Below are 22,702 nucleotides of genomic sequence, written 5' to 3' on the forward strand. Positions count from 1 at the left end.
GCCGCCTAATTGTGGCGGCAGTTTTACTATTGCTTTTCAATCTTCCCGATCTTTTCCTATTGGTTCGATCGCCGCGTTTTTCTTCTTGCGGAACTTGCCCCAGATCTTGCCTTCCTGGCCGCGCCACAGGCGCTGAATATTGTCGTGATGCCGCATCAGGATCAGGCAGGAGAGCATCGCTACCGGGAAGGTGAACTGCGGTTTGAACCACCAGACGTAGAACGGGGCGATCAACGCGCTGACGATGGCGCCGAGCGAAGAGTAGCCGCTGAGCAGCACCGTCAACAGCCAGGTGCCGGTCATCAGGCCGGTCAGATCCCAGCCGATAGGCGCGATGGCGCCAAACGCCGTCGCCACGCCTTTACCGCCGCGGAAGTGGAAGAACACCGGATAGATGTGCCCCAGGCAGGCGGCGATCGCCGTCAGGCCGAGATACAGCGGCGGCACATCGAGTTTGTAGGCCAGCCAGACCGGCAGCATCCCTTTCAGAATATCGAACACCAGCACCGCCGCCGCCGCCAGCCGGCCGCCGATGCGCAGGACGTTGGTCGCCCCGGGGTTTCCTGAGCCATGTTCACGCGGATCCGGCAGCCTGGCGATCCGGCAAACCAGGATCGCGCTGGAAATCGAGCCGCACAGATACGCGAAGATAATCATGCCAAGCGCGGTAGCACTCATAACGCGGTTCCGTTTAATAATGGTCGTTTTACTCGCAACATCTATGGATAATACGCACATTCCGCTGGAAGTGGTATCCGGCAAGGCCAAAAACAGAGAATGACGTGATGGATATCGTATTTATTGAAGAGCTTACCGTAATTACCACCATTGGCGTTTATGAGTGGGAACAGGGCATTCGTCAGAAGCTGGTGTTCGATATCGAAATGGGCTGGGATAACCGGCCGGCCGCCGCCAGCGACGATGTAAATGACTGTCTGAGCTATGCCGATGTCAGCGACGCCGTGATCCAGCATGTTGAGTCGAACCGCTTCGCGCTGGTGGAGCGCGTAGCGGAGGAAATATCCGAAATTTTGCTTCAGCGCTTCAATTCCCCGTGGGTCCGTATTAAGGTCAGCAAACCGGGCGCTGTAGCACATGCCAATCGGGTCGGCGTGATCATTGAGCGCGGCACTCGTCCCGCATGATTTTATGTCATCTGCTTGCAACGAAAGACCGTTAAACTGGTCTTAATCCTGAGAATTGTTTTAGCGGCATTGTCTTTTAAGCACTGCCGCTTTTTTATGTGATGGCCGTTATTTTATGGGGTGAGCGAAGCACATGGCTGACATGCATTCACTGTTTATTGCGTTTGTTCTTGGGGTTGTCGAAGGGTTAACCGAATTTCTGCCGGTGTCTTCCACCGGGCATATGATTATCGTTGGCGAGTGGCTGGGTTTTACCGGCGACAAAGCCAAAACCTTTGAAGTCATCATCCAACTGGGGTCGATCCTGGCCGTGGTGGTGATGTTCTGGCGCCGGTTGTTCGGCCTGATCGGCATCCATTTCGGCGGCAAGCCAGTGGAGCACGAGGGCAAAACCAGCGGCCAACTGAAGCTGGGGCATATCCTGCTGGCGATGATCCCGGCGGTGGTGCTGGGTCTGGTATTCCACGATGTGATTAAATCGCTGTTCGCGCCGAAAAACGTGATGTACGCGTTGGTCGTCGGCGGCCTGCTGTTGCTGGCGGCGGAATGGCTGAAGCCGAAGAAACCGAGAGCGGAAGGGCTGGATGACATCACCTACCGCCAGGCGTTCATGATTGGCTGCTTCCAGTGCCTGGCGCTGTGGCCGGGCTTCTCCCGTTCGGGTTCCACTATCGCCGGCGGTATGCTGGTGGGCGTAAACCGTTATGCGGCGTCCGAGTTCTCCTTCATCCTGGCGGTGCCGATGATGATTGGCGCCAGCGGTCTGGATCTGTACAAGAGCCTGCACTTCTTGACCTGGAGCGATCTGCCGATGTTCGCCGTCGGTTTCGTTACTGCCTTCGTGGTGGCGCTGATTGCGATCAAGACCTTCCTGTCGCTGATCAAACGCATCTCGTTCGTGCCGTTCGCCATCTACCGCTTTATCGTGGCGGCCGTGGTTTACATGGTATTCCTGTAAGCACGATGGCAAGAAAAAACCCCGCTCTGCGGGGTTTTTTTATGCCTGATCGTTGAGGATGGTTTGGTTGAGCTTCCAGTCGGCCAGCGCCTGCTGGCGACGGCGTTTGAGCTCATCGCGGATCGCGGTGCCCTGCAGCCCGCTGGCTACCACCTCTTTAATCGATACCGCGTTCGCCACCTGATACGCCTGGCGCAGATAGTCGCCCTGCGGATAAGGATTCTCCTCAAAGCCGGTGCGGCCGCGCGCGTCCGCTTCGCTGGTCAGGATCATCTGCTCCAGCCTTTGGGGCTTGCGCCAGACGTCGATGGCGTCGAACAGCTTCAGCAGGGTCTCCGGCCGCAGCTTGTTCACGGTGTGGATCAAATCATGGTACTCGGCCACCAGCTTGCTCAGATCGCGCACCGGGTTGGGCACCCGCAGCCGCTGGCACAGCGCCTCGACCAGCCGTACGCCCGCCGGGCCGTGGCCGTGGTGATGCGGCCAGAACGCTTTCGGCGTCAACCCTTTGCCAAGATCGTGGCACAGCGTGGCGAAGCGCACGTCCACCTCCGGCGTGAGGCGGGCGGCCATCGCCAGCGCCATCAGCGTGTGTACGCCGGTGTCGATCTCCGGGTGCCACTTGGCGGGGGCCGGCACGCCGAACAGCGCGTCGATTTCCGGGAACAGCACCGCCAGCGCATCGCAGTCGCGCAGCACCTGAAAATAGACCTGCGGGCTCTGGCTTTGCAGCGCTTTTTCAGTTTCTTTCCAGACGCGTTCGGCGGTCAGCGCGGCCAGTTCACCGCTGTGCGCCATCCGGCGCATCAGGGCCAGCGTTTCGTCGGCGATGCGAAAACCCAGATGAGCGAAGCGAGCATTGAATCGCGCCACGCGCAGCACGCGCAGCGGATCTTCGCCGAACGCGTCGGAAACGTGGCGCAGCACGCGCGCCTGCAGATCGGCCACGCCGCCGTAAGGGTCAATCAGTTCCCCTTCGGCGGAACGGGCGATGGCGTTGATGGTCAGATCGCGCCGCAGCAGATCGTCTTCCAGCGTCACGTCCGGCGCGGCATAGCAGGTAAAACCGGTGTACCCTTGGCCGGATTTGCGCTCGGTGCGCGCCAGCGCATACTCCTCGTGGGTATCGGGATTGAGGAACACCGGAAAATCTTTGCCGACCTGCTGGTAGCCCAACGCCAGCAACTCCGCCGGCGTGGCGCCCACCACCACCCAATCATGATCGACCACCGGAATGTTGAGCAGGCTGTCGCGAACGGCACCGCCGACCAGATAAATCTGCACTGTTGACTCCTGAATATCGTGTAAGGCCCTGTCTATCAGATTACATGAATTGGCCGCGGGATGTCGGCGCCAATGAAAAAGGCGCCCGCAGGCGCCCATACTCAAACTGAACGATACTGAAATCAGTTCATCCAGCGATTGTTGTTCTTGCGACGCGGGATCAGGTGCGGCAACAGCAGGCCCAACAGCAAACCGACGCCGGCAACGCCGCCGCCGTACATGAACCACTGCAGGATAATGGTGCGCTGCTTGTCGTCGAGCTGCAGGTTAACGGCGTTGACCTTCTTCTGCGCGACCACCAGCTGGTTTTTCAGATCCTGGTTTTCCTTCTGCAGGCTGCTGATGGTGCTGTCGCTGCCCGCGACTTTTTCCTGCATTTCCGAGGTACGCTGGTTCCAGGTGTTATCGATGTTGGCCAGTTTGTCGGTCAGGGTTTTCACCTGCTGTTCCAGCTCCGGCACGCGGGTGCGCAGGCTTGGCGTCTGGCTGAGCTGATCGAGCGGGATCCAGGTGGTGCGGCCTTTCGGATCGCGGATCTGGCCGTAATTGGTGCTGTCGTTGACGCTCAGCAGGGTCACTTCTTCACCGGCGTTCAGAGTGCCGACAATACGGTACTGATTACCTGGGCCGCTATGGACGTAAGTGCTTAACTCATCGGAGATATAGCGTTTATCTTCGGCATGTGCGGCCCAAGTGATGCTGAAGCTCAGCGCGGCAAGGAAAATCAGGCGTAATTTCTGCATTAGTTCATCGTTTCTGGGTGAATTTATGGAACGATAGTAGAGGGTTCAGTCTGACGACGCAACGCCAAAACCGGAATGAGAACTATCTTACTGTGGCTGATTCTGTGAGTTGCGCAGCGTTTTATAACGTAACAGGTTTTTTCTACAGTTAGCAGGGTTAAGGCGCTGGGAATCGCGGTAAGATAATGACAACTGTGCGTCAGTGGGCAGCATACGGCGGGCCGAGCGCGCCGCGCTGAAACCGACGCGAATGCGTAACTTATTGGTGTTAAAGAATTATGACCGTTGAAATTGAACTGAAATTCATCGCCGCGCCGCAAGCGGTGGCCGCTCTGCCACACTGGCTCGCCGCCTGGCCGCATCAGCATTCCGCGCCGCAAAAGCTGACCAACATTTACTTCGAAACGGCCGACAACTTCCTGCGCCGTCACGACATGGGGCTGCGCATTCGCGGTTTCGACGATCGCTTTGAGATGACCATCAAAACCGCCGGTAAAGTGGTGGGCGGCCTGCACCAGCGCCCGGAATACAATGTCGCTATCGCCGAGCCGCAGCTGGCGTTGGCGCAGTTCCCTGCCGACATCTGGCCGCAGGATTGCGATATCGCGGCGCTGCAGCAGGCGTTGCAACCGCTGTTCCGTACTGATTTCGTGCGTGAGAAGTGGGTGGTTACTTACGGCCAAAGCGAGATAGAGATTGGCTTGGATCAGGGTGAGGTGCGCGCCGGTGATCTCAGCGAAGCCCTGAGTGAGATAGAACTGGAGTTGCTGAAAGGCAATACCGCCGATCTGCTGGCGTTGGCCGGTGAGCTGGCGGCGCACGACGGGCTGCGTCAGGGCAGCCTGAGCAAGGCGGCGCGCGGTTACCACCTGGCGCAGGGCAATCCGCCGCGTGAGGTGCGTCCGCTGCGGGTGCTGAAGCCGGCGGCGAAGGCGACCGTAGAGCAGGGGATGATCGCCGCCTTCGAGCTGGCGCTCAGCCACTGGCAGTACCATGAAGAGCTGTGGCTGCGCGGCGACGCGCAGGCGCGCGCTTCGGTGATTGAGGCGGTCGGAACGATCCGCCAGGCGCTGGTGATCTTCGGCGGCCTGGTGCCGCGCAAGGCCAGCGCCGATCTGCGCGCCCGCCTGACCGAGCTCGAACCGCTGTTGGCGGACAAAACCGCGCAACCAGAGACCCTGTGCTACAGCGCGGTCTACCTGCAATGTAAGTTGGCGCTCACATCATGGCTGGTGAGCGGCGCCTGGCGGCCGTTTATCGACGCCAAAGCGCAGGCCAAGCTGGATGGTTCTTTCAAACGCTTCAGCGACATCATGCTGGGGCGCAGCGGCGCAGAGCTGAAAGAGGCCTTCAGCCGTACGCTGAACGAAGATGAATATCAGGAACAATTGCCGCGCCTGACGCGTCAGATTTCGGCGCTGGTCCTGCTGTCGGGCGCTTATCCCGACGAACAGACCGGGCCTTATATCGAGGCCTGGCGCGAGCTGCAGGCGGCGCTGAGCGAGCGCCGTCAGGGCTGGTATGAAGCCAGCCGCAAACAGGCCTTATCGCATGCGCCATTCTGGTTAAACGGCGCGCTTCGTTAATCCAGCCGGCCCGCCAGCCGTGGGCCGCAGAACGGGTCATACACTATGTCGCCACTTTCAGCCGCGTTACAGGCTCAGGCACAGCAGATTGTGCAGCGTTTTCAGGAAGTTCACGGCGCGGACTGCGCCTTTAGCGAGCAGGAACAGTGGGTGCTGGCGTCGAGCGATTTCGTCAGCGACGCGCTGCTCGCTCAGCCTGCCTGGCTGGCGACGCTGCGCGAACAGCCGCCGGCGCCCGGCGAGTGGCAGCACTATGCCGCCTGGCTGCAGGACGAGCTGGAAGAGGTGCGCGACGAGGCGCAGCTGATGCGCACGCTGCGTCTGTTTCGCCGTGAAACGCTGGTACGCATTGCCTGGGCGCAGGCTCAGGGGCTGTGTTCGACCGAAGAAACGCTGCTGCAGCTGAGCGGACTGGCGGAAACGTTGATCGTCAGCGCGCGCGACTGGCTGTACCAAACCTGCTGCCGCGAATGGGGCACGCCGTGCAACGCCGCCGGCGAGCCGCAGCCGCTGTTGATCCTCGGCATGGGCAAGTTGGGCGGCGGCGAGTTGAATTTCTCGTCGGATATCGATCTGATCTTCGCCTACCCGGAGAACGGCCAGACCCAGGGCGGACGGCGCGAGCTGGACAATGCCCAGTTTTTCACCCGCCTCGGCCAGCGGTTGATCAAGGCGCTGGATCAGCAAACCATCGACGGCTTCGTCTATCGCGTGGACATGCGGCTGCGGCCGTTCGGCGACAGCGGCCCGTTGGTGATGAGCTTCGCGGCGCTGGAAGATTATTATCAGGAGCAGGGGCGCGATTGGGAGCGCTATGCGATGGTGAAGGCGCGCCTGATGGGCGGGGCGGAAGACGCCTATAGCCAGGAGCTGCGCAAAACCCTGCGGCCGTTCGTGTTCCGCCGCTACATCGATTTCAGCGTCATCCAATCTTTGCGCAACATGAAGGGCATGATCGCCCGTGAAGTGCGGCGGCGCGGTCTGAAGGACAACATCAAGCTGGGCGCCGGCGGCATTCGAGAAATCGAATTCATCACTCAGGTATTCCAGCTGATCCGCGGCGGCCGTGAACCGGCGCTGCAAGGGCGTTCGCTGCTGCCGACGCTGCAGGCGGTGGGTGAGCTGGGGCTGTTGGAGGCCGAGCAGGTGCGGGCGCTGAGCGCCGCCTACCTGTTCCTGCGGCGGCTGGAGAACCTGTTGCAGGCGATCGGCGATCAGCAAACCCAGACGCTGCCGCAGGAGGCGCTCGATCAGGCGCGGTTGGCCTACGGCATGGGATTGGCGGATTGGCCGGCGCTGATAGCGGCGCTGGACGCGCACATGCAGGCGGTGCGCGCGGTGTTCGACGACCTGATCGGCGACGATAGCCCGGATGTCGGTGAAGATCCCGACTACCAGCACTACCACAGCCTGTGGCAGGACGCGCTGGAGGAGAACGAGCTGGCGCCGCTGACGCCGCATCTCGACGAAGAGGGGCGCCGACAGATGCTGCGCACCATCGCCGATTTCCGCCACGACGTCGACAAGCGCACCATCGGCCCGCGGGGCCGCGACGTGCTCGATCAGCTGATGCCGCGCCTGCTGGCGGAGGTGTGCCCGCGTCAGGACGCGCCGACCGCGCTGGTGCGGCTGGCGCAGCTGCTGCTCAGCATCGTCACCCGCACCACCTACCTCGAGCTGCTGGTGGAGTACCACGCGGCGCTCAGTCATCTGATCCGCCTGTGCGCCGCGTCGCCGATGGTCGCCAACCAGCTGTCGCGTTACCCGCTGTTGCTGGACGAACTGCTGGATCCGGCCACGCTGTATCAGCCGGTGGCGCTGGACGCCTACCGCAGCGAGCTGCGGCAATATCTGCTGCGGGTGCCGGAAGACGACGAAGAGCAAAAGCTGGAGGCGCTGCGCCAGTTCAAACAGGCGCAGCAGCTGCGCATCGCCGCTGCGGATATCGCCGGCGCGCTGCCGGTGATGAAAGTGAGCGATCACCTGACTTATCTGGCGGAGGCGATCATCGACGCGGTGGTGCAGCAGGCCTGGATCGACATGGTGGCGCGCTACGGCCAGCCCACCCATTTGCAGGAGCGTGAGGGGCGCGGCTTTGCGGTGATCGGCTACGGCAAACTGGGCGGTTGGGAGCTGGGTTACAGTTCCGACCTCGATCTGGTGTTCCTGCTGGATTGCCCGCCGGAGGTGATGACCGACGGCGATCGCTGCATCGACGGCCGCCAGTTCTACCTGCGGCTGGCGCAGCGGGTGATGCATCTGTTCAGCACCCGCACCTCTTCCGGCATTCTGTATGAGGTGGACGCGCGGCTGCGGCCTTCCGGCGCCGCGGGGATGCTGGTCAGCACCGTCGAGGCGTTCGCCGACTACCAGCAAAATGAAGCCTGGACCTGGGAACATCAGGCCCTGGTGCGCGCGCGTATCGTGCATGGCGACCCGGCGCTGCATCAGCAGTTCGACGCGATCCGGCGCGAGATCCTGTGCAAAACGCGCGATCCGGAGACCCTGAAGCGCGAAGTGCGCGAGATGCGCGAAAAGATGCGCAACCATCTCGGTAACAAGCAGCGCGATCTGTTTGATATCAAAGCTGATGAGGGCGGCATTACCGACATCGAATTTATCGCCCAATATCTGGTCTTACGCTATGCGCCGGGTGAACCGCGCCTGACGCGTTGGTCGGACAATGTGCGCATCTTCGAGCTGATGGCCAATTACGACATCATGCCGGAAGAGGAGGCGCGCGCGCTGACCCAGGCTTATGTCACCATGCGCGACGAGATCCACCACCTGGCGCTGCAGGAGCATTCCGGCAAGGTCGACAGCGAGCTGTTTGCCGCCGAGCGCGAGCAGGTGCGCGCCAGCTGGGCCAAATGGCTGGATTGATACCTTTTTGCGGGTATTCCGGCGGTCTGTGGTAATATCTGCGCCACTAAAATTTTGTTCTTTTTTGGAGTTATCGGATGAAAGTTACGCTGCCTGATTTTCGCCGCGCCGGTGTGCTGGTGGTCGGTGACGTCATGTTGGATCGCTATTGGTATGGGCCGACCAGCCGCATTTCACCGGAAGCCCCGGTGCCGGTGGTCAAGGTCGATACCATCGAAGAGCGTCCCGGCGGCGCGGCTAACGTGGCGATGAACATCGCTTCGCTGGGCGCCACTTCCCGCCTGGTGGGTCTGACCGGCATCGACGATGCGGCGCGGGCGCTGAGCGCCAAACTGAATGAAGTCAACGTGCGCTGCGACTTCGTCTCGGTGCCGACCCATCCGACCATCACCAAGCTGCGCGTGCTGTCGCGCAACCAGCAGCTGATCCGTCTCGACTTCGAAGAAGGCTTCTCCAACGTCGATCCGCAGCCGATGCTGGAGCGCATTCAGCAGGCGTTGCCGCAGATCGGCGCGCTGGTGCTGTCCGATTACGCCAAGGGGGCGCTCAGCCAGGTGCAGGGCATGATCCAGCTGGCGCGCGCCGCCAAGGTGCCGGTGCTGATCGATCCGAAAGGCTCCGATTTCGAGCGCTATCGCGGCGCGACGCTGCTGACGCCGAACCTGTCCGAGTTCGAAGCGGTGGTGGGCCACTGTAAGGATGAGGCGGAACTGGTGGAACGCGGCATGAAGCTGGTGGCGGATTTCGAGCTGTCGGCGCTGCTGGTTACCCGCTCCGAACACGGCATGACGCTGCTGCAGCCTGGCGTTGAGCCGCTGCACTTGCCGACTCAGGCGCAGGAAGTGTTTGATGTGACCGGCGCCGGCGACACCGTGATCGGCGTATTGGCCGCCTCGCTGGCCGCCGGCAACTCGCTGGAAGAGTCCTGCTTCCTTGCTAACGCCGCCGCCGGCGTGGTGGTGGGTAAGCTCGGTACGTCTACCGTGTCGCCCATCGAGCTGGAAAACGCGGTGCGCGGCCGCGCCGAAACCGGCTTTGGCGTGATGACCGAAGCGCAGTTGAAAAACGCCGTGGCGCAGGCGCGTCAGCGCGGCGAGAAAGTGGTGATGACCAACGGCATCTTCGACATTCTGCATGCCGGCCACGTCTCTTATCTGGCCAACGCCCGCAAGCTGGGCGATCGCCTGATCGTTGCGGTGAACAGCGATGCGTCGACCAAACGCCTGAAAGGGGAAAAACGCCCGGTCAACGCGCTGGAGAACCGCATGATCGTGCTGGGCGCGCTGGAAGCGGTGGATTGGGTGGTGCCGTTCGAGGAGGACACGCCGCAGCGCTTGATCGCCGACATCTTGCCGGATCTGCTGGTCAAAGGCGGCGATTACAAGCCGGAAGAGATTGCCGGCAGTGCGGAGGTGTGGGCCAACGGCGGCGATGTCAAAGTGCTGAACTTTGAAGACGGCCTGTCGACCACCAACATCATCAAAGCGATCAAAGACGGGCGCGGCTAACGCCGGGCGACGTAAAGTACAAGGGCGCGCGGTGCGCGCCCTTGGCGGGAATTATTCGTCTTCCTGCTTGGCGGCCGGCGCCGCGCTCAGCTTGCTTTCCAGCTCGGCCATGCGCTGCTCCAACAGCGCCAGCTTCTCGCGGGTGCGCAACAGCACCTGAGTCTGCACGTCGAACTCTTCGCGGTTAACCAAATCCAGACGGGTCAGCTGCGACTGCAGCACCTGACGGATTTTTTTCTCAACGTCTTCCCCGAATTCACGAACGCCTTTAGGCATGGACTCATGAACCTGGCGTGCGATTTGTTCGATTTTTTTCGGGTCAATCATGGCGTATCCCTTTCAGAGTTTAATAGCTGCCGCTTAGTGTAATGCGAGTTGCCCGTCGGATAAACCATTAAGCGCATTCGCCGTACGTGGCCGAATTGTGCTTTTGCCAATTGCCCTGCCTACCCATTAGCGTTATAGTCATCTTGCTTATTCTCAGGGCGGGGTGAAAGTCCCCACCGGCGGTAAATCACCTTCTACGGTGAAAGCCCGCGAGCGCTCAGCCAGCCTGTAAAGGCCGGTTAGAGGTCAGCAGATCCGGTGTAATTCCGGGGCCGACGGTTATAGTCCGGATGGGAGAGAGTAACGGTATCTGCCGGGCATGCGCCCGCTTGCGTTATTTTTTTAGCTATTGCTAGCTACTCCTCAAGATCGCCCTGGTTCTGGTAATCCATAATTTTTAATGAGGTTTTTTACCATGAATCAGACGCTACTTTCAGACTTCGGCACGCCAACAGAACGCGTTGAACGCGCGATCGACGCACTGCGCAACGGGCGCGGCGTAATGGTGCTCGATGATGAAAACCGTGAAAACGAAGGTGACATGATCTTCGCCGCGGAAACCATGACCGTTGAGCAGATGGCGCTGACCATTCGCCACGGCAGCGGTATCGTGTGCTTGTGCATCACCGAAGAACGCCGTCAGCAGCTTGAGCTGCCGATGATGGTGACCAATAACTCCAGCCAGTTCCAGACTGCCTTCACCGTGACCATCGAAGCGGCGCAGGGCGTGACCACCGGGGTTTCCGCTTCCGATCGCCTGACCACCATCCGTGCGGCGGTGGCAGACAGCGCCAAGCCGAGCGACCTGAACCGCCCGGGCCACGTGTTCCCGCTGCGCGCGCAGCCGGGCGGTGTGTTGAGCCGTCGCGGCCACACCGAAGCGACCATCGATCTAGTTTCCATGGCCGGTTTCAAACCAGCCGGCGTGCTGTGTGAACTGACCAACGACGATGGCAGCATGGCGCACGCGCCTGAAGTGATCACCTTCGCCAAACAGCACGACATGGTGGTGCTGACCATCGAAGATCTGGTGGCCTACCGCCAGGCGCACGAGAAAAAAGCCAGCTGATAGCCGGCCGCTTTCAACGATAAAAAAAGCCGCGTAAAGCGGCTTTTTTTGTGGCTACCGTTTTGACAGGCGTTCGCCGATGCGGCTGGCGTAATTCATCACGTGGAAGGTGTAGTTCTCCTCCACCGTGCCCTGGAACAGATGCGCCCAGGGGCCGATGGCGTAGATGCCGAGATCTTCCCCGCCGTGCGTCTCGCTGTTCAGCGGCACCAGCGCCGGCTGAATAAAGTCGGGCGCGGTGGTTTGCTCCATGGTCAATGTCGGGCGCTCGGTCAGCGGGATCGCGCCGCCGGGGCCATTGGCGAAACCGAGGGTGGTGTAGGGCTTGCCGTCGCTGCCCAGCCGAGGTTTGCCGTCGACGCCGACGGAAATGCCGAGGATAGGATTGCCGCGCTTGGCATAGCCGGCGATGGTCAGCGTGTGGCTGTGATCGCCGGTCACTATCACCAGCGTGTCGTCCAGATCGACCTTATCGACGATGGTTTTCACCGCTTCGTTCAGGGCGACCGCGTCGCTCAGCGTGCGGTAGGCGTTGCCGTTATGGCTGCCGTGATCGACGCGCCCACCCTCCACCAACAGCAGATAACCCTCAGGATTCCTGGACAGAATATCGATGGCCTTGCCGGCCATTTCCGCCAGTGAGGGTTCTCCCGCCGCGTCTTGTCGCCGGTCGTGCTCGAAGTTCATGTGCGACGGCTCGAACAGAGCCAGCAGATGGTCGACGTTGCCCGGTTCGATTTTGTTGAACTGCGCCTGATTCCAGACGTATTGTCCGCGCTCGCCGTAGCGTTGCAGCCAGGCCTGCGTCAGGTCGCGGCCGTCCTTTCTGGCACCTTTCTTGCCGGGGTATTCCGGATCGCTCACGCTGTCGGGCAGGAAGTTGGCGCGCCCGCCGCCCATCGCTACGTTCAGGCCGTTGCCGTACTTCATTTCCACCAACTGGCGCGCGATGTCGCGGCAGCCTGCGGCCAGGGCATTTGCCGGCATTTTGGCGTCAGACTCCCAGTCGCGATTGGCGATATGGGCATAGGTGGCGCCCGGAGTGGCGTGGGTAATGGTGGCGGTCGTCACGGCGCCGGTGGACATGCCGAGCGTTGCGGCCATCTCCCACAGTGTGGTGACGGCCTTGGTTTGCTGATCCTCGCAGTTGTTGAGGGTAGCCGTATGATCGAGACCCATCAGATCGTTGATGGTTTTGACGCCGGTGGTCATCGCCACCGCGCTGGGCGCAGAGTCGGTGATTTGGGCGTCGGCGGAGTAGGTTTTGGCCGCCGCCAGATAGGGGAAGGCCTCCCAGGCCAACACGTTGGATTCGCCGTCCACGCCGCGCTGCTGCCCTTCAAAAATGCGGGCGGCGGTCACGGTGGAAAACCCCATGCCGTCACCGACGACCAGAATGACGTTTTTGGCGCGGTTGGTATTTGGGGTTTGTTTCAGTCGCTGTTGCAGCTGAGTTTGCGCCTGAAGGAAGTAAGGATCTTCGCGCTGCGTCAGTTGCGCGTTGTCCGCCGCGCCGGTGGTTGCCGTCCAGCCGGCGAGTAAGAACATGGAAAGCGCCAGGCGGGTTGCCAGTGTGAGTCTGAACATGAATTCCTCCTTGGTGAGACGTAATTCCCATCGCGCGACGGCGTTGCCTGCTCCCGTCGGCAGAGGAGGAGTGTATAGATTTTGTTAACAAAAAATACATAAATTGTTCACAAATTGGATCTGTGTGGCAGTAATGTCATGGTATTCACTGATCTTATTATTTTATTGAAATATATGATTTTTTTATCTTTCTGTTGACCGGCGTATTTCTCTACTTTTAATTCAAATTTATTGAATATCTTCATCACGGTTATCCGGCTGTGTTGCTGCGGCAAAGCGCGTAATGTAGCGGCATAGCACAATTTGAACTAAGGATCCCTCTATGAACACCTCTCGTATGCCGGCACTGTTTCTTGGCCACGGTAGCCCGATGAACGTGCTGGAAGACAACCGTTACACCCGGGCATGGCGTGCGTTGGGTGAGTCATTGCCGCGCCCGAAGGCGATCGTGGCGGTTTCCGCGCATTGGTATACCCGCGGCACTGCGGTCACCGCGATGGAAAAACCCAAAACCATTCACGACTTTGGCGGGTTCCCGCAGGCGCTGTTTGATACCCGTTATCCGGCGCCAGGCTCTCCCGCACTGGCCGCGCAGCTGCAGCACATTCTGGCGCCGGTGCCGGTAACGGCGGATCTCGGCGAGTGGGGGTTGGATCACGGCACCTGGGGCGTATTGATCAAGATGTATCCCAATGCCGATATCCCGGTGGTGCAGCTCAGCGTCGACGGCACGCAGCCGGCGGCTTACCACTATGAGCTGGGCCGCAAACTCGCGGCGCTGCGGGATGAGGGCGTGATGATCGTCGCCAGCGGCAACGTGGTGCACAACCTGCGCATGGTGAAATGGCAGGGCGACACCAGCGCCTACCCATGGGCGGAATCGTTCAATAACTTTGTCCGGGATAACCTGCGTTATCGGGGCGATAATCACCCGCTGGTGGATTTCATGCGCCATGAGGGCGCGGCGTTGTCGAATCCGACGCCGGAACACTATCTGCCGTTGCTGTATGTGCTTGGCGGTTGGGATGGAAAAGAGACCATCAGCGTGCCGATCGACGGTATCGAAATGGGGGCGCTGAGCATGCTGTCGGTACAGGTGGGGTAAAGAAAGAACGCCAGTCAGAGACTGGCGTTTTTGCTTTCAGCGGGGCGATCAGCCGAGAATAGTGTGCGGATAGAAGCGCGACAGATCCTGCGTGATCAGTTCGCGATCTTCGCGCAGGCCGATGCCGCAGGGTTGATCGTTCACCAGCCAGCTGCCGATCAGCGTGTAGCTGTCTTCGAACTTCGGCAGCGGATGGAACTGCTGCACGATCATGCCTTCTTCACCGTACGGCCCATCGACGCGCGCCACTTCCTGACCGTTTTCGACGATCTGGATATTGGCGCCTTCCCGCGAGAACAGCGGTTTGGTGACGTAATGATCCATCGGCGGATGATCGTCTTGCGCGAAATAAGCCGGCAGCAGGTTAGGGTGGTTCGGGAACATTTCCCACAGCAGCGGCAGCAGCGCCTTGTTGGAGATGATGCTCTTCCAGGCCGGCTCCAGCCAACGCACACCGGCGTCTTCCAGCTTGGTGGAGAACATCTCGCGCAGCATGAATTCCCACGGGTAGAGCTTGAACAGGTTACCGATCACCTGATCCTGCAGATCGGTGAACTGGCCTTTCTCGCCAAGGCCAATCTCTTCCATGAACAGGAATTCGGTCGGCAGACCGGCTTCCTGCGCGCAGTCCTGCAGATATTGCACCGTGCCGCGATCTTCTTCGCTGTCCTGGCAGCACGCCAAGTGCAGCAGGCCGAAGCCGTGGTGCGCTTTCAGCTCGCCGAAACGCTCGATCAGCTTCTCCTGCAGGCTGTTGTACTGATCCGATTGCGGATCCAGCTTGCCGGCATTGATCTGGTCTTCCAGCCACAGCCACTGGAAGAAGGCCGCTTCATACAGCGAGGTCGGCGTATCGGCGTTGTTCTCCAGCAGCTTCGGCGGGTTGACGCCGTCGTAGGCCAGATCGAGACGCGAATACAGCGACGGCTGGTTGGTGCGCCAGGAGCTGCGCACGAACTCCCAGGTGTGTTTCGGGATGCAGAACTTGGCCATCAGCTCGTCGCTGCCGACCACTTTTTCCACCACCTGCAGGCACATCTGATGCAGCTCGGCGGTGGCGCTTTCGATCTCTTCAATCTGCGCCAGCGTGAATTGGTAATAGGCGTCTTCACACCAGTACGGCTCGCCGTACATGGTGTGGAAACGAAAACCGAACTCGGTCGCTTTTTCACGCCAGTCCGGGCGCTCGGTAATAGCAATACGTTTCATGCATCAACCGCCCATGCTGCGAGAGCCGGAGTTGGAAGTGGCGCTGCTGCGCTGCATGCTGGTCTGCTTGGCCACGGTCTCGCCGAAACCACCGCGGGTCACGGTATTGGTGACCGCAGGCTTCGGCGCCATGGCGGTTTTCGGCACCGTCATGGTGCGGCCGCCGGCGGTGGCCGGGCCGTAGCTCTTGCCGCTGGCGTCGACAAACTTGCCGTTCGCCGGGCTGGCGGCGTTCTTGGAGGTGAACAGCGGCTGCTGCGCGAAGCCGGAACCGCCCATCAGGCGGCCCATCATATAGCCCGCCATCAGCGGCATCCAGAAGCTGCCGCTGCTTTGTGATTCCGCCGCCATGCCGGCCTGTGCCGGAGCCTGGGTACACTGCGCTTCGCCGAACTCGGCGACGCAGTCTTCGCGAGTGGCGTATTTCGGCGCGGTTTTCGCGGCTTCTTTCAGGGCATTGTTGTAGGCGGTGGTGCACTGCTCGCTCATCGAAGGATTGGCGCGCGAACAGTCATCGGCATTCTGATACAGGGAGACCGTTTCATCGCTCTTCTCGCAGCCGGCCAGCATAAAGACGGCGCTGATCGCCAAAGCCACGGGCGCGACACGGTAGCTGCGCCAGGATTTGCGGAACGTCTCTTGGTTGATGTTTTTTGTCCGTTTCATCGTTATCAATCCCATCATGCGGGCTGTTTTCGCCCTTTCCCAGTAGTGGCGCTAAGGATAGGGGAAACATGGTCAAAATTAAAGCTGAAACGCCCGCAGAATCGACTCTTTACGCAGTTATACGTTGGGGTGTGCGCCAGTTCGCTTTCGCGGCGAAAAAACGCGCGTTGGCGTTTCATCATGAAACGTTGTCGCTATGATGATGTTCCATAATGGAACAAAAATCGCGTGGCTCGCCAGGTGGGCGGCAGGCGCTCATAGTCGAAGCACAACAACAAGCCGGCGGCGAAGTCGGCGCGTCATCACCTGATATCTGAACGTACCATCGCCAACTCCCTACAAGGATCCGGTTATGTTGAGAATCATCCAGTCACCAGGCAAATACATTCAGGGCGCCAATGCGCTGGCCGCCGTCGGCGAATACGCCAAATCCCTCGCCGACCATTATTTCGTGATCGCCGACGACTTCGTGATGCAGCTGGCGGGCGACACCCTGATGGGTAGCCTGCGGCAGCACGGCGTGAAACATCATGCGGCCCGCTTCAACGGCGAGTGCTGCCGTAAAGAGATAGACCGGCTTGGCTGCGAGCTGCAGACCCATGGCTGCCGCGGGGTGATCGGCGTCGGCGGCGGCAAAACGCTCGACACCGCCAAGGCCGTCGCCCACTACCAACGGCTGCCGGTGGTGCTCATTCCCACCATCGCCTCCACCGATGCGCCGACCAGCGCGCTGTCGGTTATCTACACCGAACAGGGCGAATTCGCCGAATACCTGATCTACCCGCGCAACCCGGACATGGTGGTGATGGACAGCGCCATCATCGCCAACGCGCCGGTGCGCCTGCTGGTGGCCGGCATGGGCGACGCGCTCTCCACCTATTTCGAAGCGCAGGCTTGTTTCGACGCCCAGGCCACCAGCATGGCCGGCGGCAAATCGACACTGGCGGCGCTCAGTCTGGCGCGGCTGTGCTACGACACGCTGCTGGCCGAAGGGGTGAAGGCCAAGCTGGCGGTCGAGGCCGGCGTGGTGACGGAAGCGGTGGAACGCATCATTGAGGCCAATACGTATCTGAGCGGCATCGGCTTCGAGAGCAGCGGGCTGGCGGCGGCGCACGCCATTCACAACGGTTTCACCGTGCTGGAGGAGTGTCACCACCTGTATCACGGCGAGAAAGTGGCGTTCGGCACCCTGGCGCAACTGATGCTGCAGAACAGCCCGATGGCGCAGATTGGAACCGTGCTGGCGTTTTGTCATGACATCGGCCTGCCGATCACGTTGGCGCAGATGGGCGTCACCGGCGATGCGGCGGCGAAGATGATGGCGGTGGCCGAGGCCAGCTGCGCCGCGGGTGAAACCATTCACAACATGCCGTTCAAGGTCACCCCTGCGGGCGTGCAGGCGGCGATCCTGACGGCGGATAGGCTGGGCGCCGCCTGGTTGCAACGTCATTGATACCGTTGGGGCACGGTGCGCCGCGCCCCTGTTCTTACAGAGGAAACCATCGTGAAAAAACTGATTAATCAGGTCGAGTCGGTGTTGGAGGAGCAATTGCAGGGGCTGGCGGAGGCCCATCCCGAGCTGCTGGTGCACGCGGATCCGGTGTTCGTGACCCGCGCCGACGCGCCGGTGGCGGGCAAGGTGGCGATCTTGTCCGGCGGCGGCAGCGGCCATGAGCCGATGCACTGCGGCTTCGTCGGTGAAGGGATGCTCGACGGCGCCTGTCCGGGCGAGATTTTCACCTCGCCGACGCCGGATAAAATGTACGAGTGCGGTCAGGCGATCGACGGCGGCGCCGGGGTGCTGCTGCTGATCAAGAACTACACCGGCGACGTGCTCAACTTCGAAACCGCCACCGAGCTGCTGCACGACAGCGGCGTCGCGGTGGCGACGGTGCTGGTGGATGACGACGTGGCGGTCAAAGACAGCCTGTTTACCGCTGGGCGGCGCGGGGTGGCTAACACCGTGCTGATGGAGAAACTGCTGGGCGCCGCCGCGGCGCGCGGCGACGATCTGGACAGCGTGGTGACGCTGGGGCATCGCATCAACAACCACGGGCATTCAATCGGCATCGCGTTGGGCGCCTGTACCGTGCCGGCCGCCGGCAAGCCGTCGTTCACCCTGGCGGAGAACGAAATGGAGTTCGGCGTCGGCATTCACGGCGAGCCGGGCATTGCGCGCCGCCCGTTCACCACGCTCAACGCGGCGGTGGACGACATGTTCCATACGTTGATCGACCACGGCCACTATCAGCGCGCGATCCGCGTCTGGGATCGTCAGCAGGGCGAGTGGCGCGACGAGATGCAGACCAAGCAGCCGCTGACGCGCGGCGATCGGGTGATCGCGCTGGTCAACAATCTGGGCGCCACGCCATTGTCTGAGTTGTATGGCGTGTACCATCGGCTGGCGGAGCGCTGCGCCGAGGCGGGCATCATCATTGAACGCAACCTGGTGGGTTCTTATTGCACCTCGCTGGATATGCAGGGGGTGTCCATCACGTTGTTGAACGTGGACGACGAGCTGTTGTCCTTGTGGGATGCGCCGGTGAAAACGCCTGCGCTGCGTTGGGGTTGCTGAGGAGGAATCATGGCGTTGACCAAACAGCAGGTTGTCGATTGGCTGATGCGTTGCGGCGAGGTGTTCAGCCGGGAGCGCGATTTTCTGACCCAACTGGACACCGAGATCGGCGATGCCGACCACGGTTTGAACATGAATCGCGGTTTCAACAAGGTGGTGGAAAAGCTGCCGTCGGTGGCGGACAAGGATATCGGCTTTATCCTGAAAAACACCGGCATGACGCTGCTGTCGAGCGTGGGTGGCGCCAGCGGTCCGCTGTTCGGCACCTTCTTCATCCGCGCGGCGCAGGCGGCGAACGCCAAGCAGAGCCTGGATCTGGCGGAGCTGCATCAGGTGATGCAGGAAGGGGTGGAAGGCGTGGTGATGCGCGGCAAGGCGGAGCCGGGCGACAAGACCATGTGCGACGTCTGGTGGCCGGTGGTGGACAGTCTCGGCCAGTCCGCGCAGCAGAACCTGAGCGTGGCGGAGGCGCTGCAGCGCGCCGCCGACAGCGCCGAGCGGGCGGTGGAGAGCACCATCACCATGCAGGCGCGCAAAGGGCGGGCCAGTTACCTGGGCGAGCGCAGCATCGGCCACCAGGATCCCGGCGCCACTTCGGTGATGTTGATGATGAAAACGCTGGCCGAGGTCGCCGGCAGTTAGCAGGAGGCGAGATGATTAATATCGTGGTGGTTTCGCACAGCGCGTTGCTGGCGCGCGGCGTTGAGCAGTTGGCGCGGCAGATGATGCGCGGCGACGGCTGCAAACTGGCGCTGGCGGCGGGCGTGGATGACGAGCAGCACCCGATCGGCACCGACGCGGTCAAAGTGATGGAGGCGATCGAAGCGGTCGCCGACGGCGACGGCGTTCTGGTGCTGATGGATCTGGGCAGCGCGCTGCTCAGTGCCGAAACCGCGCTCGATCTGCTGGATCCGGATCTGGCCGCCAAAGTGCGGCTGTGTGCAGCGCCGCTGGTTGAAGGCACGCTGGCGGCGGTGGTGGCCGCCAACTCCGGCGCCTCGCTGGAGCAGGTGGTGGCGGAGGCGCAGGGGGCGCTGCAGGCCAAACAGGCACAGCTGGGCGAGTCTTCACCGACGGCGAAAAGCGTGGCCTTGCCGCTGGCGCAGGGCAAAAGCGCAACCTGGACGGTGCAGAACCCGCATGGGCTGCATGCGCGCCCGGCGGCGCGGCTGGTCGAGACGCTGGCGCCGTTCAAGGCCGAGCTGGTGCTGGAGAAGCAGGGGCAGTGCGTCGATCCGCGCAGTCTCAATCAGCTGGCGCTGCTGCAGGTGCGTCACGGCGACACCGTTCGCCTGATCGCCGACGGCGCGCAGGCGGACGAGGCGCTGGCGGCGTTCAAAGCGCTGGCGGAACAACATTTTGGCGAGACGGTCTCCGAGCGGCAGCAGCCTTCGCTGCACGGTATCCCGGTGGCGGAAAGCGTCACCAGCGGGCCGGTGTTTCAGGCCCACAGCTTCTGGCCGCCAACCGCCGATCGGCGTATCGGCGCGGACGAGGTGCTGGGCGAACAGCAACGCCTGCGGGAGGCGTTACAGCACACGCTGAGCGATCTGAACCGGCTGGCGGAACGCACCGGCACGCTGATCGGCAAGCCGCAGGCGGCGATCTTCGGCGCCCACAGCATGCTGCTGGACGATCCGGATCTGCAGCAGGCGGCTTACACCCGCATCGCGCAACAGCTGTGCAGCGCCGAGCAGGCCTGGCGGCAGGTGCTGGAGGCGATCGCCGAAGAGTACCGCGAGCTGGATGACGACTACATGCGGGCGCGCGAATTGGACGTGCGCGACATGCTGCGCCGCACGCTGTGCCATCTACAGAGGCTGCCGCTGCCGGTTATTGCGCTCGCAGAACCGTCAATATTGGTGATGGACGAACTGATGCCTTCGGAGGTGGTGATGCTCGATCGCCGGCTGGTGCTCGGCATCTGTCTGAGCGGCGGCAATGCCCTGTCGCACAGCGCCATTCTGGCGAAGGCGATGGGCATTCCGATGGTGGTCGGTATGCAGGATTGCCTGAGCAAAACCCGCAGCGGACAGAAGGCGATGCTGGACGCCGCGCGCGGGGTATTGCAGCTCAGCCACTAAGCGCGCAGCTTGAACTGGCGGATGTCGATCCCGTGCTGTTTGATCTTCCGCCACAGCGTGGTGCGGCCGATGCCCAGCAGCTGCGCCATCTCCGTCACCTGGCCGCGGCTGACGGTCGCCGCGCGCAGGATCGCCTGGCGTTCCATGTCCGTCAGCGTCAACAGCGGCGCGCCGGGCGGCGGATCGCTTTCCAGCAGCGACGGCTGGCCGAGCAGGTGCGCCGGCAGATCCGCCAACTGGATGTGGTGGCCGTGGCAAATCATCGCCGCGCGCTCCACCACCCCTTTCAGTTCCAAATCGTTGCCCGGCCACAGATAAAGCGCCAACTGGGCCATCACCTCGTCATCCACCCGGAAGCGACACTGAAAATGCTGCTCCAGCGTGCGCAGATGGTGTTTGACCAGCAGCGGAATATCGCTCAGCCGCTGGCGCAGCGGCGGGATCTGGATCTCGAACGCCTGCAGGCTGTAAAACAGCTGGCGGCGGAAGCGGTTTTGCTGCACCAGCAGCGGCAGGTCGGCGGCGCTGCCGGCGATGACTCGGACATCGACCGGGATCACCCGGCTGGAATTGAGGCGGATCACCACGCCGGTTTTCAGCACCTGCAGCAGCGCCGACTGCATCTCCGCCGGCAGGTATTCGATCTGTTCGAGATACAGCGTGCCGCCGTTGGCCAATTCGAATTTGCTGAGCTGGCCCGCCTCTTCTTCGCTGGCGTCGCTGCCCAACAGTTCACGCAGCCCCTGCGCCTGCGGCAGCAGCTGGCAGTTGAGGGCGATATACGGCCCGGCGGCGCGTTCGCCGGCGTTGTGGATAGCCTGGCTGAGCAGCTCTTTGCCAACCCCTTCCTCTCCGCGCAGCAGGATCGGATGCAGGCCCTTGGCCGCCTGCTGGCCGTAACGGATCAGCCGCCGCATTTCCAGCGAGGCGGAGGGCATTTGCTCGAAACTGTGGCTGACGCGCCCCAACTGGCTGCTGACGTACTGGCGCAGCCGCTCGAGCGGGTGCAGCAGGGCGATGAAACTGCAGCGATCGCCGTCGAAAATCGGCTTTAGCGTCAGCAAAGCGGCAATAAACTGCCGCTGGCTTTCGAAGGTGACTTCGACGTGTTGCAGCGGCTGCCGGTCGGCGATGGCGCGCTTGAGCAGGGCGGGCAGCGTCAACAGCTGCGCCAGCGGTTTGCCCTGGCTCTGCTGTTCGTCCAGCTTCAGCAGGCCGGCGGCGCGCTGGTTGATGTATTGCAGGTAGCCGCGGTGATCCCAGGCCATGACGCCGTCGTCCACGCCGTCCAGCAGGCCGTAAAGTTGATTCAGATGGCGGTTGGATTCCGCCAGTAGGCCGTCGGCGTTCAGCGAGTTGCCGATTTCGCGGGCGATGGCCAGCGTCAGCGACAGATCGCCGGCGGCACAGTCGGCCAGCAGGCAGCCCAGCGCGATCGAGCCGCGCTGGCGGCCGCTGTTGTCGTAGACCGGCGTCGCGCAGAATGACCAACCGTGCAGCGCCCGGCGCACGTGCTCTTCACCGCTCACTCGTACCGGGTGGCCTTCCGCCGCCGCCAGCGCCGGAGCATTGGTGCCGATCTGCCCCTCGGCCCAGTAGGCGCCGGGGGCGAACCCCAATTGCTGCAAAAGCTCCCAGGTTTGGGCGTCGCCGCAGCGCCACAGCATGCAGCCGCTCTCGTCGAAGATCATCAACAGACAGCGACGCGGCTCCATGTATTCGCAGGCGTCTTCCAGCGCCGCCTGGCCGAGCGTCAGCAGATCGTTCTTGCGGCGGCAAATCGATTCGAAGGTGGCGCCCTGAGCGCGGTGCGGTGCTTGCCAGACATCGGGTTGCATCAGGCTGCGGCAGCGCAGCCAGGAGGCGTACACCGCCGGCGTCGGGCGCAGCGGCGGCGGCAATTCGCCATCGTTAATCAGACGCTGCCAGCGTGAATCGTTGTCCATCGAACCTCATCCAGACTGCGAAAACGA

At 61.9% G+C, this 22,702-nt stretch carries 19 protein-coding genes and 1 riboswitch; of the genes, 11 read left to right on the forward strand and 8 right to left on the reverse strand.

Annotated features, from left to right (window positions below; all coding sequences use genetic code 11):
* Window positions 1–36 precede the first annotated feature (36 nt).
* Window positions 37–678, reverse strand: coding sequence for a glycerol-3-phosphate 1-O-acyltransferase PlsY (gene plsY, locus ACTJJ6_RS12155; protein ID WP_197798898.1), 642 nt, complete (start codon window positions 676–678; stop codon window positions 37–39).
* A gap of 107 nt (window positions 679–785) precedes the next feature.
* Here plsY and folB point away from each other — a divergent pair, with 107 nt between their 5' ends.
* Window positions 786–1,145: a bifunctional dihydroneopterin aldolase/7,8-dihydroneopterin epimerase gene (folB, locus tag ACTJJ6_RS12160; protein WP_015379095.1), complete on the forward strand. Its 360-nt coding sequence runs from the start codon at window positions 786–788 to the stop codon at window positions 1,143–1,145.
* A gap of 133 nt (window positions 1,146–1,278) precedes the next feature.
* Window positions 1,279–2,103, forward strand: coding sequence for an undecaprenyl-diphosphate phosphatase (gene bacA, locus ACTJJ6_RS12165; protein ID WP_016930155.1), 825 nt, complete (start codon window positions 1,279–1,281; stop codon window positions 2,101–2,103).
* A gap of 39 nt (window positions 2,104–2,142) precedes the next feature.
* Here bacA and ACTJJ6_RS12170 read toward each other — a convergent pair whose 3' ends face one another.
* The gene (locus ACTJJ6_RS12170) at window positions 2,143–3,387 is read right to left on the reverse strand and encodes a multifunctional CCA addition/repair protein (protein ID WP_049299879.1); all 1,245 of its coding nucleotides are present in this window, start codon (window positions 3,385–3,387) and stop codon (window positions 2,143–2,145) included.
* Window positions 3,388–3,509: 122 nt separating this feature from the next.
* Window positions 3,510–4,130, reverse strand: a complete 621-nt coding sequence (locus ACTJJ6_RS12175; RefSeq protein WP_016930153.1) for a TIGR04211 family SH3 domain-containing protein — start codon at window positions 4,128–4,130, stop codon at window positions 3,510–3,512.
* A 278-nt stretch (window positions 4,131–4,408) separates the two neighbouring features.
* Between ACTJJ6_RS12175 and ACTJJ6_RS12180 the strand changes: the two genes are divergently transcribed.
* From ACTJJ6_RS12180 to hldE, 3 genes are all read left to right on the forward strand, one after another.
* On the forward strand, window positions 4,409–5,716 hold the full coding sequence (locus tag ACTJJ6_RS12180) for a CYTH domain-containing protein (RefSeq protein ID WP_033639359.1): 1,308 nt from the start codon (window positions 4,409–4,411) through the stop codon (window positions 5,714–5,716).
* Window positions 5,717–5,761: 45 nt separating this feature from the next.
* Window positions 5,762–8,599, forward strand: a complete 2,838-nt coding sequence (gene glnE / locus ACTJJ6_RS12185) for a bifunctional [glutamate--ammonia ligase]-adenylyl-L-tyrosine phosphorylase/[glutamate--ammonia-ligase] adenylyltransferase (protein WP_049299878.1) — start codon at window positions 5,762–5,764, stop codon at window positions 8,597–8,599.
* 77 nt (window positions 8,600–8,676) lie between these two features.
* Complete coding sequence (gene hldE, locus ACTJJ6_RS12190; protein ID WP_004937214.1) at window positions 8,677–10,107, forward strand: bifunctional D-glycero-beta-D-manno-heptose-7-phosphate kinase/D-glycero-beta-D-manno-heptose 1-phosphate adenylyltransferase HldE; 1,431 nt, start codon at window positions 8,677–8,679, stop codon at window positions 10,105–10,107.
* A gap of 51 nt (window positions 10,108–10,158) precedes the next feature.
* Here the strand turns inward: hldE and ubiK are convergent, their stop codons facing one another.
* Window positions 10,159–10,434 carry a ubiquinone biosynthesis accessory factor UbiK gene (gene ubiK, locus ACTJJ6_RS12195; protein ID WP_004937216.1) on the reverse strand — a complete coding sequence of 92 codons (276 nt, stop codon included), beginning with the start codon at window positions 10,432–10,434 and terminating at the stop codon, window positions 10,159–10,161.
* 145 nt (window positions 10,435–10,579) lie between these two features.
* Window positions 10,580–10,740, forward strand: a riboswitch (FMN riboswitch).
* 109 nt (window positions 10,741–10,849) lie between these two features.
* On the opposite strand from ubiK, the gene ribB reads away from it, so the two are divergent.
* The gene (gene ribB, locus ACTJJ6_RS12200; RefSeq protein ID WP_004937218.1) at window positions 10,850–11,503 is read left to right on the forward strand and encodes a 3,4-dihydroxy-2-butanone-4-phosphate synthase; all 654 of its coding nucleotides are present in this window, start codon (window positions 10,850–10,852) and stop codon (window positions 11,501–11,503) included.
* Window positions 11,504–11,557: 54 nt separating this feature from the next.
* Here the strand turns inward: ribB and ACTJJ6_RS12205 are convergent, their stop codons facing one another.
* A complete protein-coding gene (locus ACTJJ6_RS12205; protein ID WP_440803678.1) occupies window positions 11,558–13,090 on the reverse strand; it encodes an alkaline phosphatase in 1,533 nt (510 codons plus the stop codon).
* A 322-nt stretch (window positions 13,091–13,412) separates the two neighbouring features.
* Here ACTJJ6_RS12205 and ygiD point away from each other — a divergent pair, with 322 nt between their 5' ends.
* Window positions 13,413–14,195, forward strand: a complete 783-nt coding sequence (gene ygiD, locus ACTJJ6_RS12210) for a 4,5-DOPA dioxygenase extradiol (protein ID WP_028127592.1) — start codon at window positions 13,413–13,415, stop codon at window positions 14,193–14,195.
* 48 nt (window positions 14,196–14,243) lie between these two features.
* Here the strand turns inward: ygiD and ACTJJ6_RS12215 are convergent, their stop codons facing one another.
* Both ACTJJ6_RS12215 and ACTJJ6_RS12220 read right to left on the reverse strand, forming a co-directional pair.
* A complete protein-coding gene (locus tag ACTJJ6_RS12215) occupies window positions 14,244–15,404 on the reverse strand; it encodes a glutathionylspermidine synthase family protein (protein WP_016930148.1) in 1,161 nt (386 codons plus the stop codon).
* Between the two features lie 3 nt (window positions 15,405–15,407).
* Entirely contained in the window at window positions 15,408–16,070 is a 663-nt protein-coding gene (locus tag ACTJJ6_RS12220; RefSeq protein WP_004937226.1) for a DUF1190 family protein, read from the reverse strand.
* Between the two features lie 352 nt (window positions 16,071–16,422).
* Here ACTJJ6_RS12220 and ACTJJ6_RS12225 point away from each other — a divergent pair, with 352 nt between their 5' ends.
* Genes ACTJJ6_RS12225 through dhaM form a run of 4 tightly spaced genes read left to right on the forward strand, consistent with a single transcriptional unit; the run spans window position 16,423 to window position 20,729 of the window.
* Window positions 16,423–17,523, forward strand: coding sequence for a glycerol dehydrogenase (locus ACTJJ6_RS12225; RefSeq protein ID WP_440803673.1), 1,101 nt, complete (start codon window positions 16,423–16,425; stop codon window positions 17,521–17,523).
* A 51-nt stretch (window positions 17,524–17,574) separates the two neighbouring features.
* A complete protein-coding gene (gene dhaK / locus ACTJJ6_RS12230; RefSeq protein ID WP_015379086.1) occupies window positions 17,575–18,645 on the forward strand; it encodes a dihydroxyacetone kinase subunit DhaK in 1,071 nt (356 codons plus the stop codon).
* Between the two features lie 9 nt (window positions 18,646–18,654).
* The gene (gene dhaL, locus ACTJJ6_RS12235) at window positions 18,655–19,287 is read left to right on the forward strand and encodes a dihydroxyacetone kinase subunit DhaL (RefSeq protein ID WP_016930145.1); all 633 of its coding nucleotides are present in this window, start codon (window positions 18,655–18,657) and stop codon (window positions 19,285–19,287) included.
* 11 nt (window positions 19,288–19,298) lie between these two features.
* Window positions 19,299–20,729 (forward strand): dihydroxyacetone kinase phosphoryl donor subunit DhaM, encoded by a 1,431-nt coding sequence (dhaM, locus tag ACTJJ6_RS12240; protein ID WP_176062646.1) that lies wholly within the window; start codon window positions 19,299–19,301, stop codon window positions 20,727–20,729.
* Here the strand turns inward: dhaM and dhaR are convergent.
* Window positions 20,726–22,675, reverse strand: a complete 1,950-nt coding sequence (gene dhaR / locus ACTJJ6_RS12245) for a dihydroxyacetone kinase operon transcriptional regulator DhaR (protein WP_143778504.1) — start codon at window positions 22,673–22,675, stop codon at window positions 20,726–20,728. The genes dhaM and dhaR overlap by 4 nt on opposite strands.
* Between the last annotated feature and the right edge of the window lie 27 nt (window positions 22,676–22,702).

The organism is Serratia sp. 22278 (assembly GCF_052045405.1).
GTDB classification, from domain to species: domain Bacteria; phylum Pseudomonadota; class Gammaproteobacteria; order Enterobacterales; family Enterobacteriaceae; genus Serratia; species Serratia marcescens.